Consider the following 13,438-nt stretch of genomic DNA (forward strand, 5'->3'; position numbering starts at 1 on the left):
GCCATGAGCCAAGTAGCCAGGGTCGAAACCCAATCCCAGCCGCCGGCTGTAGCTGCCGAGTCGGTGACCATCCTGCAGATCATCCAGCAAGTCGCAATGTCGCCCAATGCAGACATCGACAAGATGGAGCGATTGATGGCAATGCACCGCCAGCACCAAGCACAGCAGGCTCAGCAAGCGTTCGATGCCGCCCTCGCCGCCATGCAGGAAGAGCTTCCGGTTATCCGTGAGCGCGGCGCAATCAAGGACAAGTACAAGAACGTCCAATCTACCTACGCCCTATGGGAGGACATTAACGAAGAGTTGAAGCCCATCTTGGCGAGGCATGGCTTTGCACTGACCTTCCGAATTCCACGCGCCGACAAAGGCATCGAAGTTGAGGGCGTGCTTAGTCATCGAGACGGTCATCGGGAAACGACATCAATCCTCCTGCCAGCCGATGCTACCGGCAGCAAGAATGCCGTCCAGGCCGTTGCCAGTTCTGTCAGCTACGGGAAGCGCTACACGGCAGGCGCTCTTCTGAACTTCACCACCACCGGCGAAGACGATGACGGCCAAGGAGCCGTACCGACGCAGGCGCCTGACGAGCCGGTCATTACCCCGCGCCAAGCCGCCCAACTCGAAGAGCTGCTGAAAAAATGCAGCCAGGTGCTGGTCGACAACTTCACCGCCAAGTACGGCTGCGCTGCCAACGTCTACAAATCCGAGTTCGACGTTGTGCTCGCTCGCCTCACCAAATCGGCCAACCGGCCGCAGGAGTAAACCATGCAGATCATCTCAGATGTCGAACAAGGCACCCAAGCCTGGCTCGACCTGCGCCTGGGCATCATCACCTGCAGCGAACTGGACTGCCTGCTGGTGAACGGCAATGGCGAGGCCGGATTCGGTACCGGCGCCTTCACCTACATGAACACGCTGATCGGCGAGCGCATCACTGGCGAAGCGGCCGATCCGTTCAGCGGAAATCGGCATACCGAGCGCGGCCATGAACTGGAAGGCGTTGCTCGCAACCTATACCGCGACAGCGAAGAGGTCGAAACGACCGAGGTGGGGATCATCCTCAACCACGGCATCGGCTACTCGCCAGATGCCCTGGTAGGCGAAAAGGGCCTGACCGAGATCAAGACCAAGCTGCCGAAGCTGCAGGTCGATGTGATCCTGGGCGGCGAGATCCCGAAAGAACACGTAGCCCAGTGCCAGGGCGGCCTGTGGGTATCGGAGCGCGAGTGGATCGACTTCATCTGCTACTGGCCGGGCATGCCGCTGTTCGTGAAGCGTGCCTACCGGGACGAGGCGATGATCCGCAAGCTCTCCGAGCGCGTGAAGACCTTCTACGAAATCCTCGACGAGCGCATGAATCGCGTGCTCGGAATCGCAGCATGAGGTGAGCATGAATCAATCAATAGACCTGGAGGCCGCACAAGCGGCCTTCTTGGCCTCTGGAGGCAGCATCATCGTTCTCGACGGCTTCCAGTACGCACCGCACCGCCCGCACCGCGACCTTGAACAGGTACGAGCTACCCAGCCAAAGCCGCCGAGCCAGAAGGCTCTGAAACGGCAGAAGCAGCTGGCCGAGCTTCGGGAAATGGCCAAGACCATGACCTACGCCCAAGCTATGGAGCGAACCGGTCTGGCACAAACCACACTTTACCGCGCCGCCCAGGACGGAGGGTTTGCGTTCCAGCCCGACCCTCGCCGTTTCCGTGGCGAAAAGAACAGGGCTTATGCAGACCCCGCCGAGGACAAAGCTCTTGCCGCCAAGATCGCCGAGCTTCGTGATGCAGGCCTAAACCGAGCCCAGGCCAAGGCCAAGCTTGGCATCTCTGACCGAAAATTCTGCCGGGTCATCCACCTATTCGGCGTCGAATACCCGAAGGTTGAGGGGAAGCGATGCGACGGTCCAGTTTGAAAAATCAGGTTCGCCAGCGCCGGCGGCAAGAACAGTTCCACCTGCCGCCAAGCGGCCTCACGGAGCACAGACATGCAGAAAGCACCCTCTGGAGTCGTAACCCTGCCGGCCTGGATGAATCGGCCGGTCAAGAAGCTGTACAACACCCGCAGCGGCGGCCAGTACCGGCCTGATGATGTGGCCCTGGCCTTCGCGTTGAGCCTGCGCGTGCATGATAGCGCCGACCACCTGCGTAGGCTTGCCCGGCGCCTGGTCGACAAGGTCTGCCTCGAGCACCAGCCGAACATGAAGCGCCTGGCCCGTGAGCCGGACGACGCCAAGGTGTTCGACGCAGCGCTCAAGATCATCAACCGGGTATGCGACCTGCTCGCCATCGGGCCGGGCACCACCTTCGTGCGCAATGGAGGCAGTGATGGCCCTGACGCAGCAGCAGCGTGACGAGCGCCGGCGCGCCAAGTCCGCGAGAGTGCAGGAAGAAGACCTGCGCTTGAAGGTTCGACCAGGGACTAAACAGGCCCTGCTGGAGCTGATGGAGTGGGCCGGGATCGAGGAACAGGGCGAGGCGATGACGCTGATGATTCATCACCTGCATGGGCTTGGCCCGGGTGGCGCTATGCCGCTGCTGACACCTCCGCGCCACGAAATCACGGTATCACCGGTTGTGGCGCGGAAGCTTCAGCAGTTCAGTGCTGCACAAGCGCTTCGCTTGGGTCGCGACCAAATCCTACTCGGGTGCGATCACGAATAGACAGTAGTGGTTGCTGTCCACAACCATCGCGCGCCCTGGGCCAGATTCGACAATCTCCCCCAGATAATTCCCCTTGATGTCGTAGAACTCATCACCGTCCACGCGATACAAAAGCTCGTTGGATGGCGAGCGGACATACTCATCGTCGTCAATTCGGCCAATCGGCAGTTGCCCAGGCACCCGCCCCTTGAAAACTTCGTAACGCCCTTTGCTGAAGTCGATAGTCACGCTGGCCTCCCCATGCCCGGCCCCGTGCCGGTCACCCGTAATACCCCAACCCAAACCAAATTGCCACCATGCCGCATCCGGCCACGGAGGGCGGCGCATGCTGGGAGAATGTCATGAAACAAACCGTAGGGCATCTATTGCCGCCGGCGCCAGCAAAACTAGTAGCTAGCCACCTTGTCAAGTACGGCTCGAACACCTAGAGCACAAATAGATGGCCGCCCTGGTGCGAGATATGGAATTTCTTTCTGCGAAGCACTTATGAAAGAGTCGTCGGGCCCCGAAATGACACGCCTCGCATCGTTTACGTATGATTTAAGCGTGTTCCATTGACCTGAACCTGGATTCTTCCAGCTATCAATACACAGCCTATGCCTGCTCCATTGTTTGGTCAGTTCAAGCCATTCAGAGCATCCATTGACAGAGCGGATACACAGGAAGGGCCTCATTCCAATGACCCCATCTGTTGGCCAGTTGTGGCCAGAGACCAGGGGATCATTTTTGAGTTGATCGCCATGAAGTGTGGCGACGGCGCCAGCGACGATATCCATATGAGTCAACATTGCATTCCCTCTTGGTTGGCCTATATCAAAACTTAATACCTGATCAGACATCAAATTGCCACCATGCCGCCACCAGCACGGAGGGCGGCGCATGCATGGAGAAAGCCATGAGCAACTACAACTGCGACTACGTCCGCCGCCACTATGATGTGCCAGCAGAGATCGGGCGCCGGGTTATCGCCAACGGCGAGCCAGGCGTCATCATGGCCGACCGTGGCCACTACATCGGCGTGATCCTCGACGAAGACCCGAAGAAGCGCATCCGCAACTACCACCCCACATGGGAAATGCAGTACGGCGAGATGGCCGAGAAGCTGCCGCTCAAGCAGTGGGAAGTCCTCACCAACGGCATGTACGACTGGGATGACGTCCGCTACATGCTTGGCGATGCTCGCCATTACGTGCGGCGCATTTGGGCAGCAACTCGCAGTCAGGCCAAGTACCGGGCCTATCAAGAGCTGGCCGAGTGCTTCAACGACGACGCGACCGCCATGCTCACCTTCAAGGTCCGCGCGGCCTGACACCGAGCTGCCCGCCAGCGCCTTCCCCTATTCAACGATAACGCCTCCCCGGCGAGGGCGATCTCAGCGGTTCAGCTGATCAGTAATCGAGTGATGAAATCCTTTCGACCTGATCCTTTCTCGCAGCTTTGCACTGATAAACGTCACCTGCTCATTTGATAGAGCCGTCTTCGCCTGGAACTGAAGACGATCCTCATCTTGCACCACATTGCCGAGCGGCTTAGGAAGTGAATCTCTTTCCCACAGCAGAATTTCCTGGCCGGTTTCTATTACCGATATTGAAATCGAATCGTAGAGCTCCAGGTTGGTCGAGTCCAAGAACTCGATAGGCATTTCCTGAACCATGTCACCAACTCCATAAAAGCGAAGCCGGCAATATAGCGCCGGGATAAACACTATGACCACAGCAATCGACCTGTTCGCCGGCCTCGGCGGATGGAGCACCGGCGCGCGCGCCGCAGGCGTCCAGGTTCTCTGGGCGGCTAACCACTGGCCGGTGGCCGTTGAATGGCACAGCGCCAACCATCCCGAGACGCAGCATGTATGCCAAGACCTGCACCAGGCCCGCTGGGAACAAGTACCGGCACACGACATCCTGCTCGCATCACCCTGCTGCCAGGGCCATGCCAAGGCCCGCGGCAAGAAGTCGGGCAACCCTGAGCATGACGCTTCGCGATCGACGGCCTGGGCGCCGGTATCAGCTCTGGAGTTCCACCGGCCGCAAGCTGCAGTGATCGAGAACGTGCCAGAGTTCACCGACTGGGTGCTCTATCCGGCCTGGCTGCAAGCGGTGCAGGCATTGGGGTATCAGGCGGCGCCGCACATCGTGGACTGCGCCGACCTGGGTGTGCCGCAGCACAGGGTGCGCCTGTTCATGGTTCTGACCCGCAGCAAGGCGCCGCTGATGCTGCAGCTGCCGCAGGAACGACACGTGCCAGCGGCCAGCTTCCTCGACTTCGACGCCGGGCGCTGGTCGCAGATCGACAAACCAGGCCGGGCTCAGGCCACGCTCGACCGGGTGCGCAACGGCCGACAGCGCTTCGGCGAGCGCTTCATCATGCCCTACTACGGCAAGGGCTCCGGCACCACCGGCCGCGACATTAACCGGCCGATCGGCACCATCACCACCCTCGATCGCTGGGCCCTGGTCGACGGTGACCGCATGCGGATGCTCAGCGCCAGCGAGGCCCTGGCCGCGATGTCGTTCCCAGCTGACACCCTACGGCCGGACAATCACCGGCTGACCATGCACATGGCCGGCAATGCGGTACCGCCGCTGGCCGGTCAGCGAGTCATCGAGGCCTTGATGAAGGCCGCATGACCGAAAGAGCACGTCTGTACTCCACCCAGCTGTAACCCCTCTCCCCTCTATTCAGTGCCGCGATATGGCGGCAAAGGCGAAGCTATGTCTCAAGCAAAGGAACGCCCGATCCTGTTCAGCGTGCCGATGGTCCGCGCCATCCTCAACGGCCAGAAGACTGTCACCCGCCGGCCAGTCAAAGGCGACCAGATCCCACGCCTGGAGTATCCAGACAGCGCGGAGCCTTGGGTTGCCGTAGGCCAACATCACCCACGCTATGGTTTCGTCGTCCATGGCAGAACCGAGCAGGAGTGCGCCGAAAAGGTCGGTGAGCTAGGTGCTTGCCCATTTGGCGAACCAGGCGACCGCCTGTGGGTGCGTGAGGCGTGGCTGGCAGATGCTCAACTCGATTCGATTGCGCCGCGTGACCTGAGCCAGGGTGAGCCCATCATGTATCCAGCAGATGGATGCGTCCGGCAGACAGGATGTTCAATGGTCTCGCAGGGCCGGGGGCGCCCATCGATCCACATGCCCCGCTGGGCCAGCCGCATCCTGCTGGAGATCACCGCCGTGCGCGTTGAGCGCCTGCAAGATGGCGAGGGCGAGACGGATTTCGAAAGCCGCTACGTCGCCGAGGGCATACACCGCATTCACCACGGCGACGGCGAATACTACTACCACCCATTCAAGAGCGAGCCAGGGCCGGGAAACTGGGCTGACCCGTTCGACGCCTGGCGCGAGCTCTGGATATCCATCAACGGGGCTGACTCCTGGAACGCCAACCCTTGGGTCTGGGTCGTCGAGTTCAAGAGGATCGAGCCGTGATCAGCTGGCTGATTGAGGCTCTCACATACGGCGCCATTGGCGCGCTGATCGGCGCCTCGTGGATGAGCCAACACAAGGCCGAGCAGACGACGCCTTGCGTTACCCATCACCACCGCCAGCTCTCCCCGCACGAAACCCAACCCGAACCTACACCCGCTCTGGCGCCTGGGCGCTGGATTGATGAGAGGTATCAGCTGTGAGCAAGATCGATTGGAGCAAGGCGCCCGAGTGGGCAGACGGGCATGGTCTAGTCGCCCACCACGGCATCACCGAAGTGTGGATCAGCATGGACCAGTACGCCGTTGTCGGCGCCGAAGATCGCGCCTATCCGTATGGGGGCGGCAGTGGCGATCACCGGCACAATTTCACCCGGGGCCAGGTGCAGTACATCACGCCGCGGTCGGCGCGCTGGGATGGTGAAGGTCTTCCGCCTGTTGGCACCCTGGTTGAAGCGTCATTCGCCTGCGAAGACTTCAAAAACTGGCACGACGGGGTTTGCGTTGCCGTAGGCGAAGACCCGGAAGGCCGCGAGGACTTCTGCGTGGTTCAGTGCGGCAGGAAGATTGCCATGTATCGAGACGAGGCAAAGCGTGTTCGCCCTCGTCGAACGCCTGAACAGATCGCGGCGGAGGAGCGGAAATCTGCAATCGACCAGATGACAGCGGATGCCCAGCTGGACTTCAGTGCAGGTGAGCTCCTCACTGCCCGCGAGTATGTCGAGTGCGCTATCGCTGCTCTTCATGACGCCGGCTACCGCAAGCAGGTGGCGCCATGATCGCCCTCGCCTACATGGCCTATCTGATCTACAGGGGGCCGCGATGAAGCTGATCTACCGCATCAACCGCTGGCTTCCGTTCGGCGGACTGCCGATCGCCCGCGTCCGCCTTGGCCGCAACACCTGCACCCTCTACAAGAATGGCTGGGTCCTGATCAGCGATGGCAAGAGCACTGACGCCTTGCCGATCAACTTCACCAGCCAGGCCCTGGTCGACGCATTCGCGGCCGAACTCGCCTAACCCCATCCCCTACAACTCAAGCCCGCCGACATGCGCGGGCGAGGATTCCCTATGTCCGCAACTCAGCAATTTCATCAAACCGCCAATGACTGCCTGGAGCGCATTGCGGCCGACCTCTGGCCCGAAGCCAAGCTCGCCCTGGTCATCTACACCCCGAACAAGCCAGAGCTCGACATTGTGCTCAAGGATAGCGGCCTGAACGTCGACGAGGTCGTCAGCACCCTGCGTCGGCGCGGTGGCCTGGGTCTGGATGGCGAGAACATATACAAGCGCCTGCTATGTGACGCCGTCATCGGCGCCATGGCTCTCGGCAAGCAGAACAACAATCCTCCACCAGCTGGCCACTGGGGCCAGGAGTTCTGGGATATCGGGCGAGCCGAAGGCGCGCTGCAAGACGAGCTTGTCCATGCCCTGCGCCTGGCACGCAAAGAGCTGGACGCCTGCCAGCGCGTCATCCACTACGCCGGCGGATTCGACCCCGCCTACGTCAACGATGCCCAAGCCGCTATCAAGGTGGCTGACGCAGTGCTCGAAAAGACTCCCACCTGACCACCAACCTGCCGCCACCGGCGGCGTGGAGACCATCCATGAGCCTGATCGATTGCTACGTCACGAAGATCCTCGGCGAGCCGTACCGTAAGTTCGGCGCCTGGTGGGTCGATGTCGAGTACAACGCCTTGGGCAGCACCAGCAAGACCAGGCGCATGTTCCGCACCGAGGAAGCCGCCCGCGCGGCGAAGGTCGGGCACCACTTCACGGCCTGACCCTGCTATATAAAGGAGAACACCATGCGCACCACAGAGAACATCGACCGCTTCCTGCGCCTCGACGAGGTGCTGCACGTGACCGGCATCGGCCGTAACACCGTCTATCGCAGAATCAGGGAAGGCACCTTCCCAAAACAGGTTAAGATAGGCCCCAATTCGGTTGCCTGGCGCCAGTCGGACATCACTCAGTGGATGACCTCTTTCGACCCCAGCGACGACCAATCAGTACATTGAGCAGTACATTGAAACACCAATTTCCGCTCAAGCCCTTACCCCACCAGCTATACAGGTCCACCAGTGGAAATTTTCAAAGAGTTCACATTCGAATCGGCGCACCGCCTGCCCAACGTCCCTGCCGGGCACAAATGCGGCCGCCTGCACGGCCACTCGTTCAAGGTCGGCTTGCACCTGACCGGCCCGCTCGACCCGCATACCGGCTGGATCCGCGATTTCGCCGAGGTCAAGGCGATCTTCAAGCCAATCTACGAGCAGCTGGACCACAACTACCTGAACGATATCCCGGGCCTGGAAAACCCCACCAGCGAAGTGATCGCCAAGTGGATCTGGGACCAGGTCAAGCCGCTGATGCCGGAGCTGTCGAAGGTGCGCATCCACGAGACCTGCACCAGTGGCTGCGAGTACACTGGCGACTGACTGCGAACCAAGGGCGCTGCACGAGCGCCCTTTTCAGGCGCTAGCACCTGGCTGACACCTCTAGCACTTCCAGCTCGAGAGTACCTTCCCCTCCCAGCCATACCGTGTCCAGAGTGCGCTGACCCTGCGGGTAGACCATCTTCAGGTCCGGGCCACTGATATGTTTCAACTTCACCCCTTTGATGCGAGCTCCCCGTTGCAGTGATGCCGGGCTTACCCCGTCCAGGCGCCAGAGGAATGCCGGCTCGGCGCGATCTTTTTCCCATCGCCGAGCGAGGCTCAGGCTCCAGCCCCGCTCGTGCTTCAAGGTAAAGTTCAACCGTCGCCCCCGCGCATCGAGTGGCCAGATTTCATAAGCGTAAGCGCCATTCTCCTCATAGACGGCAAACCAGAAGCGCTGGCAGGCCGGGCGAGCCTCATCGCTGCGCCAATGGTCCTGCAGTACATCACCGAGCTCGACCTCCAGCGCTGCTCTGGGGTTCCACTCGTGGCCTTGATCGAATCGCGCCACCACCAGTCCGGCCTGCTCATCGCTGGCGGTGTCCGCTGCGCCAGACAACGCCTCGGGGCGCCACCAGGCGCGTGCGATAAAGCCGTACTCGGGCTTGAATTCATACTTGCTTGCGATTCGGCGCAAGCCCGAACCCCAGGCTACATCCCGGGCCTCATGCGCGAAGTCGAGGATTTCCAGTGCCATCAGGCCAAGCTGGCCATTCCGGGTATTGATCAGCCAGGCCTCCCGGTTCTCCAGGCGCCTGGCTTGCCGGCCATCAGCATCGAGCAGCAGCACATTGCAGATACGCGCGCCACGCTGGAGAGCCTTGGTACTCATGCCTTCGAGCGTCCACAGATGCGTCGGTGAGCTCAACCGGGCGCTGCCCGCTGCTGGTTCAACCTGATCCTTTATTCCTGCATAGCCCGACAACGGGCTGGGGTTGCTACGCACGATTCGGTTGAGTGGCTTCCAGGCCCTGTCATACGGCCTGATTTCGTAACCGAGCGTTGAAGTGTGCCGGTCAGAACCTTTCACGTAGGCACCAAACCAGAACAGCTCGCCGTAGACGTGCGCCGGGGTGGTAAAGTCCTCGGCTCCCAGTTGCAAAGGCCCCTGGCCAGCGGGCTCGGCCCGCAGGTAATTGTACCAGTGGTCGTTATGAATCGCGGCGCCGCCGGTGTGCAGCCACAGAGGGGCAAGCTTGTCGAGCGAATCATCCCATTGCGCCGGGTTGAGCAGATGGTCGGACAACTGCCACCAGCAACGTGCCAGGAAGGAAAACTCGGGATAATGAATGTAGTCGCTCATGACCGCTCACTTGTATGGAGGAAGTGAGCCGAACGCTATCGATCGCAGCCGATGGAAGGCAGAAGGAAGGCCTTACAGCAGTGCCTGACCAAGAAACGCCGGAGCGATGTAGCGCTGGTAATGCGCCTCGGACAGCAGGAAAAACTCGCGGTCGATGGCATCGCGCAGCTGTGGCAGCTCCCAATCGCGAAACTCCGGCAGCAGCACCATGCCATAGGCCTCCAGGTCGCGGATCATCCGCGCCCCGCGGGCAATCAGCTGGTACGCCCAGCAATACTCCGACTGCTGCTCGACAAAGCGGATGGAGCGCTGCTCCAGTTGCTGGCGCAGCAAGCCTTTGTCGAACACTTCCAGCTTGGCCATCATCACCTGCACCAGCAACTGCTCCAGGCGCAGCCACACCGCGCGCTTCTGCGCATCGTCGTAGCCGTTCCAGTTGATCACTTCGTGGTGGAAACGCTTGCAGCCACGGCACACCGTGTCTCCGTAAACCGTGGAGCACAGGCCGACGCAAGGGGTCTTGATGGACTTGTTGGACATGAAAAACAACAGCTTGGCGGTGGAACACGGGCTCATGTTAGCCCTTTGTCTAACCAGGGTCACTCGTTAAAGTCATCATCGCCGCCTTACTTTCGGGCTTTTTTTGCCGTAGAATCATCCGGCCTTTTCAAAGGCAACAATGTCCGTTGGAAGCTGTTTTCAAAGCGTCACGAGCACAGTTCATCCGGTAGAACGGCGTTGGCCCGGGCCATGCAACCCTCGCATGCCCGTGCCAGCCCTCATCAGCTCCCCGTTCTGCTGGCGTAAAACTTTGAAAGCAGCTTCTGTAAGGATTCTTTGCGACTCTGGCTGGGCGGCCCACAAAGCCGTGGCAGCGCATGGGTGCATCGAATGCTGGATGAGCGTCCCGGACCCCCTTTAGGGACCACTGATGAGGGAAATAACTGTGCTTGAAGCCTACCGCAAACACATCGAAGAGCGTGCCGCCCTGGGCATCGTGCCCCAGCCGCTGAACGCCGAACAAACTGCAGGCCTGGTCGAGCTGCTGAAAAACCCGCCGGCCGGCGAAGAAGCCTTCCTCGTAGACCTGATCACCAACCGCGTACCGCCAGGGGTCGACGAAGCTGCCTACGTCAAGGCCGCTTTCCTCTCCGCCGTCGCCAAGGGCGAAGCCAAGTCGCCTCTGATCGACCGCAAGCACGCCACCGAACTGCTGGGCACCATGCAGGGCGGCTACAACATCGAAACGCTGGTCGCGCTGCTGGATGACGCCGAACTGGGCGCCGTCGCGGCCGAACAGCTCAAGCACACCCTGCTGATGTTCGATGCCTTCCACGATGTGGCCGAAAAAGCCAAGGCCGGCAACGTTCACGCCAAGGCCGTGCTGGAGTCCTGGGCTGCCGGCGAGTGGTTCACCTCGCGTCCGGCCATCGCCGACAAGTACACCCTCACCGTGTTCAAGGTGCCTGGCGAAACCAACACCGACGACCTGTCCCCTGCCCCGGACGCCTGGTCGCGCCCTGACATCCCGCTGCACGCCCTGGCCATGCTGAAAATGGCCCGTGACGGCATCGAGCCGCAGCAGCCTGGTTCGGTCGGCCCGCTGGCCCAGATCGAAGCCGTCAAGGCCAAGGGCTTCCCGGTTGCCTACGTCGGTGACGTGGTCGGTACCGGTTCCTCGCGCAAATCCGCCACCAACTCGGTGCTGTGGTTCTTCGGCGACGACATCCCGTACGTACCGAACAAGCGCGCCGGTGGCTTCTGCTTCGGCACCAAGATCGCCCCGATCTTCTACAACACCATGGAAGACGCCGGCGCCCTGCCGATCGAATTCGACTGCACCAACCTGGCGATGGGCGACGTCATCGACGTTTACCCATACAAAGGTGAAGTACGCCGTCACGGCAGCGACGAACTGGTTACCAGCTTCACCCTGAAGACCGAAGTTCTGCTGGATGAAGTCCGCGCTGGCGGCCGTATCCCGCTGATCGTCGGCCGTGGCCTGACCGAAAAAGCCCGCGCCGAGCTGGGCCAGGGCCCATCGGACCTGTTCAAGAAACCAGAGCAGCCTGCCGACACCGGCAAGGGCTTCACCCTGGCGCAAAAAATGGTTGGTCGCGCTTGCGGCCTGCCTGAAGGCCAGGGCGTACGCCCAGGTGCCTACTGCGAGCCGAAGATGACCACTGTCGGTTCCCAGGACACCACTGGCCCGATGACCCGCGACGAGCTGAAGGACCTGGCATGCCTGGGCTTCTCCGCTGACCTGGTAATGCAGTCGTTCTGCCACACCGCGGCGTATCCGAAGCCGATCGACGTCACCACCCACCACACCCTGCCAGACTTCATACGCACCCGTGGCGGCGTGTCGCTGCGCCCGGGCGACGGCATCATCCACAGCTGGCTGAACCGCATGCTGATGCCTGACACCGTGGGCACCGGTGGCGACTCGCACACCCGCTTCCCGATCGGCATCTCGTTCCCGGCCGGTTCTGGCCTGGTAGCGTTCGCCGCTGCCACCGGCGTCATGCCGCTGGACATGCCAGAGTCGATCCTGGTGCGCTTCAAGGGCAAACTGCAACCAGGCATCACCCTGCGTGACCTGGTCCACGCCATCCCTTACTACGCCATCAAGCAAGGCCTGCTGACCGTCGAGAAGAAGGGCAAGAAAAACGCCTTCTCCGGCCGCATCCTGGAAATCGAAGGCCTGGACGAACTGACTGTCGAGCAAGCCTTCGAGCTGTCCGACGCCTCGGCCGAACGTTCCGCTGCCGGTTGCACCATCAAGCTGCCAGAGAAGGCCATCGCCGAGTACCTGCAGTCCAACATCACCCTGCTGCGCTGGATGATCGGCGAAGGCTACGGCGATGCCCGCACCCTGGAGCGCCGCGCCCAGGCCATGGAAGCCTGGCTGGCCAAGCCTGAGCTGCTGTCGGCCGACGCCGATGCCGAATACGCCGAAATCATCGAGATCGACCTGGCCGACGTCAAGGAGCCTGTGCTCTGCGCGCCGAACGACCCGGACGATGCCCGCCTGCTGTCTTCGGTACAGGGCGAGAAGATCGACGAAGTGTTCATCGGTTCGTGCATGACCAACATCGGCCACTTCCGCGCCGCCGGCAAGCTGCTGGACAAGGTCAAGGGCGGTATCCCGACCCGTCTGTGGCTGGCTCCGCCAACCAAGATGGACGCTCACCAGCTGACCGAAGAAGGCTACTACGGCATCTACGGCAAGGCCGGCGCGCGCATGGAAATGCCAGGCTGCTCGCTGTGCATGGGTAACCAGGCACGTGTGCAGACCGGTTCGACCGTGGTCTCCACCTCGACCCGTAACTTCCCGAACCGTCTGGGCGACGCCACCAACGTGTACCTGGCATCGGCCGAACTGGCTGCTGTCGCTTCGATCATCGGCAAGCTGCCGACCGTCGAAGAGTACATGCAGTACGCGAAGGACATCGACAGCATGGCTGCCGACGTTTACCGCTACCTGAGCTTCGACCAGATCGCCGAGTTCCGCGAAGCGGCAGCCAACGCCAAGATCCCGGTGGTTCAGGCGTAAGCTGAGTTGTAGGATGTAACAGGAAGCCCCGGCAGAGATGCCGGGGCTTTC

At 61.3% G+C, this 13,438-nt stretch carries 20 protein-coding genes; 16 read left to right on the forward strand and 4 right to left on the reverse strand.

The window, feature by feature from the left end; genetic code table 11:
- The first annotated feature begins 3 nt into the window (after positions 1–3).
- From J5M58_RS05850 to J5M58_RS05870, 5 genes are all read left to right on the forward strand, one after another.
- Positions 4–762 carry an ERF family protein gene (locus J5M58_RS05850; protein WP_207877502.1) on the forward strand — a complete coding sequence of 253 codons (759 nt, stop codon included), beginning with the start codon at positions 4–6 and terminating at the stop codon, positions 760–762.
- A 3-nt stretch (positions 763–765) separates the two neighbouring features.
- Positions 766–1,383, forward strand: a complete 618-nt coding sequence (locus J5M58_RS05855; RefSeq protein WP_207877504.1) for a lambda exonuclease family protein — start codon at positions 766–768, stop codon at positions 1,381–1,383.
- A gap of 7 nt (positions 1,384–1,390) precedes the next feature.
- Positions 1,391–1,909, forward strand: a complete 519-nt coding sequence (locus J5M58_RS05860) for a hypothetical protein (RefSeq protein ID WP_207877506.1) — start codon at positions 1,391–1,393, stop codon at positions 1,907–1,909.
- Positions 1,910–1,981: 72 nt separating this feature from the next.
- Positions 1,982–2,347 (forward strand): hypothetical protein, encoded by a 366-nt coding sequence (locus J5M58_RS05865; RefSeq protein ID WP_207877508.1) that lies wholly within the window; start codon positions 1,982–1,984, stop codon positions 2,345–2,347.
- Entirely contained in the window at positions 2,322–2,657 is a 336-nt protein-coding gene (locus tag J5M58_RS05870) for a hypothetical protein (RefSeq protein WP_207877510.1), read from the forward strand. The genes J5M58_RS05865 and J5M58_RS05870 overlap by 26 nt, the downstream gene beginning before the upstream one ends.
- Here the strand turns inward: J5M58_RS05870 and J5M58_RS05875 are convergent.
- A complete protein-coding gene (locus J5M58_RS05875) occupies positions 2,634–2,885 on the reverse strand; it encodes a hypothetical protein (protein WP_182336962.1) in 252 nt (83 codons plus the stop codon). The genes J5M58_RS05870 and J5M58_RS05875 overlap by 24 nt on opposite strands.
- A 667-nt stretch (positions 2,886–3,552) precedes the next feature.
- Between J5M58_RS05875 and J5M58_RS05880 the strand changes: the two genes are divergently transcribed.
- Positions 3,553–3,966: a hypothetical protein gene (locus J5M58_RS05880; protein ID WP_207877512.1), complete on the forward strand. Its 414-nt coding sequence runs from the start codon at positions 3,553–3,555 to the stop codon at positions 3,964–3,966.
- A 63-nt stretch (positions 3,967–4,029) separates the two neighbouring features.
- Here the strand turns inward: J5M58_RS05880 and J5M58_RS05885 are convergent, their stop codons facing one another.
- Positions 4,030–4,311 (reverse strand): hypothetical protein, encoded by a 282-nt coding sequence (locus J5M58_RS05885; RefSeq protein WP_207877514.1) that lies wholly within the window; start codon positions 4,309–4,311, stop codon positions 4,030–4,032.
- Positions 4,312–4,363: 52 nt separating this feature from the next.
- Here J5M58_RS05885 and J5M58_RS05890 point away from each other — a divergent pair, with 52 nt between their 5' ends.
- The 9 genes from J5M58_RS05890 to queD all read left to right on the forward strand — a co-directional run bounded on the left by J5M58_RS05890 (position 4,364) and on the right by queD (position 8,528).
- Positions 4,364–5,287, forward strand: coding sequence for a DNA cytosine methyltransferase (locus J5M58_RS05890; RefSeq protein WP_207877516.1), 924 nt, complete (start codon positions 4,364–4,366; stop codon positions 5,285–5,287).
- Positions 5,288–5,371: 84 nt separating this feature from the next.
- Positions 5,372–6,091, forward strand: coding sequence for a hypothetical protein (locus J5M58_RS05895; protein WP_207877518.1), 720 nt, complete (start codon positions 5,372–5,374; stop codon positions 6,089–6,091).
- On the forward strand, positions 6,088–6,291 hold the full coding sequence (locus J5M58_RS05900) for a hypothetical protein (protein WP_207877577.1): 204 nt from the start codon (positions 6,088–6,090) through the stop codon (positions 6,289–6,291). Before J5M58_RS05895 ends, J5M58_RS05900 begins: the two co-directional genes overlap by 4 nt.
- Complete coding sequence (locus tag J5M58_RS05905; protein WP_207877520.1) at positions 6,288–6,866, forward strand: hypothetical protein; 579 nt, start codon at positions 6,288–6,290, stop codon at positions 6,864–6,866. Before J5M58_RS05900 ends, J5M58_RS05905 begins: the two co-directional genes overlap by 4 nt.
- 43 nt (positions 6,867–6,909) lie before the next feature.
- A complete protein-coding gene (locus J5M58_RS05910) occupies positions 6,910–7,107 on the forward strand; it encodes a hypothetical protein (protein WP_196171147.1) in 198 nt (65 codons plus the stop codon).
- Between the two features lie 51 nt (positions 7,108–7,158).
- Positions 7,159–7,656, forward strand: coding sequence for a hypothetical protein (locus J5M58_RS05915; RefSeq protein WP_207877522.1), 498 nt, complete (start codon positions 7,159–7,161; stop codon positions 7,654–7,656).
- A 38-nt stretch (positions 7,657–7,694) separates the two neighbouring features.
- Complete coding sequence (locus tag J5M58_RS05920; protein ID WP_207877524.1) at positions 7,695–7,871, forward strand: hypothetical protein; 177 nt, start codon at positions 7,695–7,697, stop codon at positions 7,869–7,871.
- 24 nt (positions 7,872–7,895) lie between these two features.
- Positions 7,896–8,108, forward strand: coding sequence for an AlpA family transcriptional regulator (locus J5M58_RS05925; protein ID WP_207877526.1), 213 nt, complete (start codon positions 7,896–7,898; stop codon positions 8,106–8,108).
- A gap of 63 nt (positions 8,109–8,171) precedes the next feature.
- The gene (gene queD / locus J5M58_RS05930) at positions 8,172–8,528 is read left to right on the forward strand and encodes a 6-carboxytetrahydropterin synthase QueD (RefSeq protein ID WP_112252437.1); all 357 of its coding nucleotides are present in this window, start codon (positions 8,172–8,174) and stop codon (positions 8,526–8,528) included.
- Between the two features lie 40 nt (positions 8,529–8,568).
- Here the strand turns inward: queD and J5M58_RS05935 are convergent, their stop codons facing one another.
- Entirely contained in the window at positions 8,569–9,831 is a 1,263-nt protein-coding gene (locus tag J5M58_RS05935; protein WP_207877527.1) for a hypothetical protein, read from the reverse strand.
- A gap of 72 nt (positions 9,832–9,903) precedes the next feature.
- Positions 9,904–10,371, reverse strand: coding sequence for a DUF1289 domain-containing protein (locus J5M58_RS05940; protein WP_207877573.1), 468 nt, complete (start codon positions 10,369–10,371; stop codon positions 9,904–9,906).
- A 406-nt stretch (positions 10,372–10,777) separates the two neighbouring features.
- On the opposite strand from J5M58_RS05940, the gene acnB reads away from it, so the two are divergent.
- The gene (gene acnB, locus J5M58_RS05945) at positions 10,778–13,387 is read left to right on the forward strand and encodes a bifunctional aconitate hydratase 2/2-methylisocitrate dehydratase (protein WP_112252331.1); all 2,610 of its coding nucleotides are present in this window, start codon (positions 10,778–10,780) and stop codon (positions 13,385–13,387) included.
- Positions 13,388–13,438: the final 51 nt, after the last annotated feature.

Source organism: Pseudomonas sp. 32_A (genome assembly GCF_017490905.1).
In the GTDB taxonomy this organism is placed as follows: Bacteria; Pseudomonadota; Gammaproteobacteria; order Pseudomonadales; family Pseudomonadaceae; genus Aquipseudomonas; species Aquipseudomonas inefficax.

What these genes read in the sequence shown, in the direction of transcription:
- J5M58_RS05895 (WP_207877518.1), top strand. Translation starts at nt 5,372, where the DNA reads ATGTCTCAAGCAAAGGAACGCCCGATCCTGTTCAGCGTGCCGATGGTC.
- J5M58_RS05920 (WP_207877524.1), top strand. Translation starts at nt 7,695, where the DNA reads ATGAGCCTGATCGATTGCTACGTCACGAAGATCCTCGGCGAGCCGTAC.
- J5M58_RS05850 (WP_207877502.1), top strand. Translation starts at nt 4, where the DNA reads ATGAGCCAAGTAGCCAGGGTCGAAACCCAATCCCAGCCGCCGGCTGTA.
- J5M58_RS05865 (WP_207877508.1), top strand. Translation starts at nt 1,982, where the DNA reads ATGCAGAAAGCACCCTCTGGAGTCGTAACCCTGCCGGCCTGGATGAAT.
- J5M58_RS05860 (WP_207877506.1), top strand. Translation starts at nt 1,391, where the DNA reads ATGAATCAATCAATAGACCTGGAGGCCGCACAAGCGGCCTTCTTGGCC.
- J5M58_RS05915 (WP_207877522.1), top strand. Translation starts at nt 7,159, where the DNA reads ATGTCCGCAACTCAGCAATTTCATCAAACCGCCAATGACTGCCTGGAG.
- J5M58_RS05885 (WP_207877514.1), bottom strand. Translation starts at nt 4,311, where the DNA reads ATGGTTCAGGAAATGCCTATCGAGTTCTTGGACTCGACCAACCTGGAG.
- J5M58_RS05890 (WP_207877516.1), top strand. Translation starts at nt 4,364, where the DNA reads ATGACCACAGCAATCGACCTGTTCGCCGGCCTCGGCGGATGGAGCACC.
- J5M58_RS05910 (WP_196171147.1), top strand. Translation starts at nt 6,910, where the DNA reads ATGAAGCTGATCTACCGCATCAACCGCTGGCTTCCGTTCGGCGGACTG.
- J5M58_RS05940 (WP_207877573.1), bottom strand. Translation starts at nt 10,371, where the DNA reads ATGTCCAACAAGTCCATCAAGACCCCTTGCGTCGGCCTGTGCTCCACG.
- J5M58_RS05880 (WP_207877512.1), top strand. Translation starts at nt 3,553, where the DNA reads ATGAGCAACTACAACTGCGACTACGTCCGCCGCCACTATGATGTGCCA.
- J5M58_RS05855 (WP_207877504.1), top strand. Translation starts at nt 766, where the DNA reads ATGCAGATCATCTCAGATGTCGAACAAGGCACCCAAGCCTGGCTCGAC.
- J5M58_RS05870 (WP_207877510.1), top strand. Translation starts at nt 2,322, where the DNA reads ATGGCCCTGACGCAGCAGCAGCGTGACGAGCGCCGGCGCGCCAAGTCC.
- J5M58_RS05925 (WP_207877526.1), top strand. Translation starts at nt 7,896, where the DNA reads ATGCGCACCACAGAGAACATCGACCGCTTCCTGCGCCTCGACGAGGTG.
- J5M58_RS05935 (WP_207877527.1), bottom strand. Translation starts at nt 9,831, where the DNA reads ATGAGCGACTACATTCATTATCCCGAGTTTTCCTTCCTGGCACGTTGC.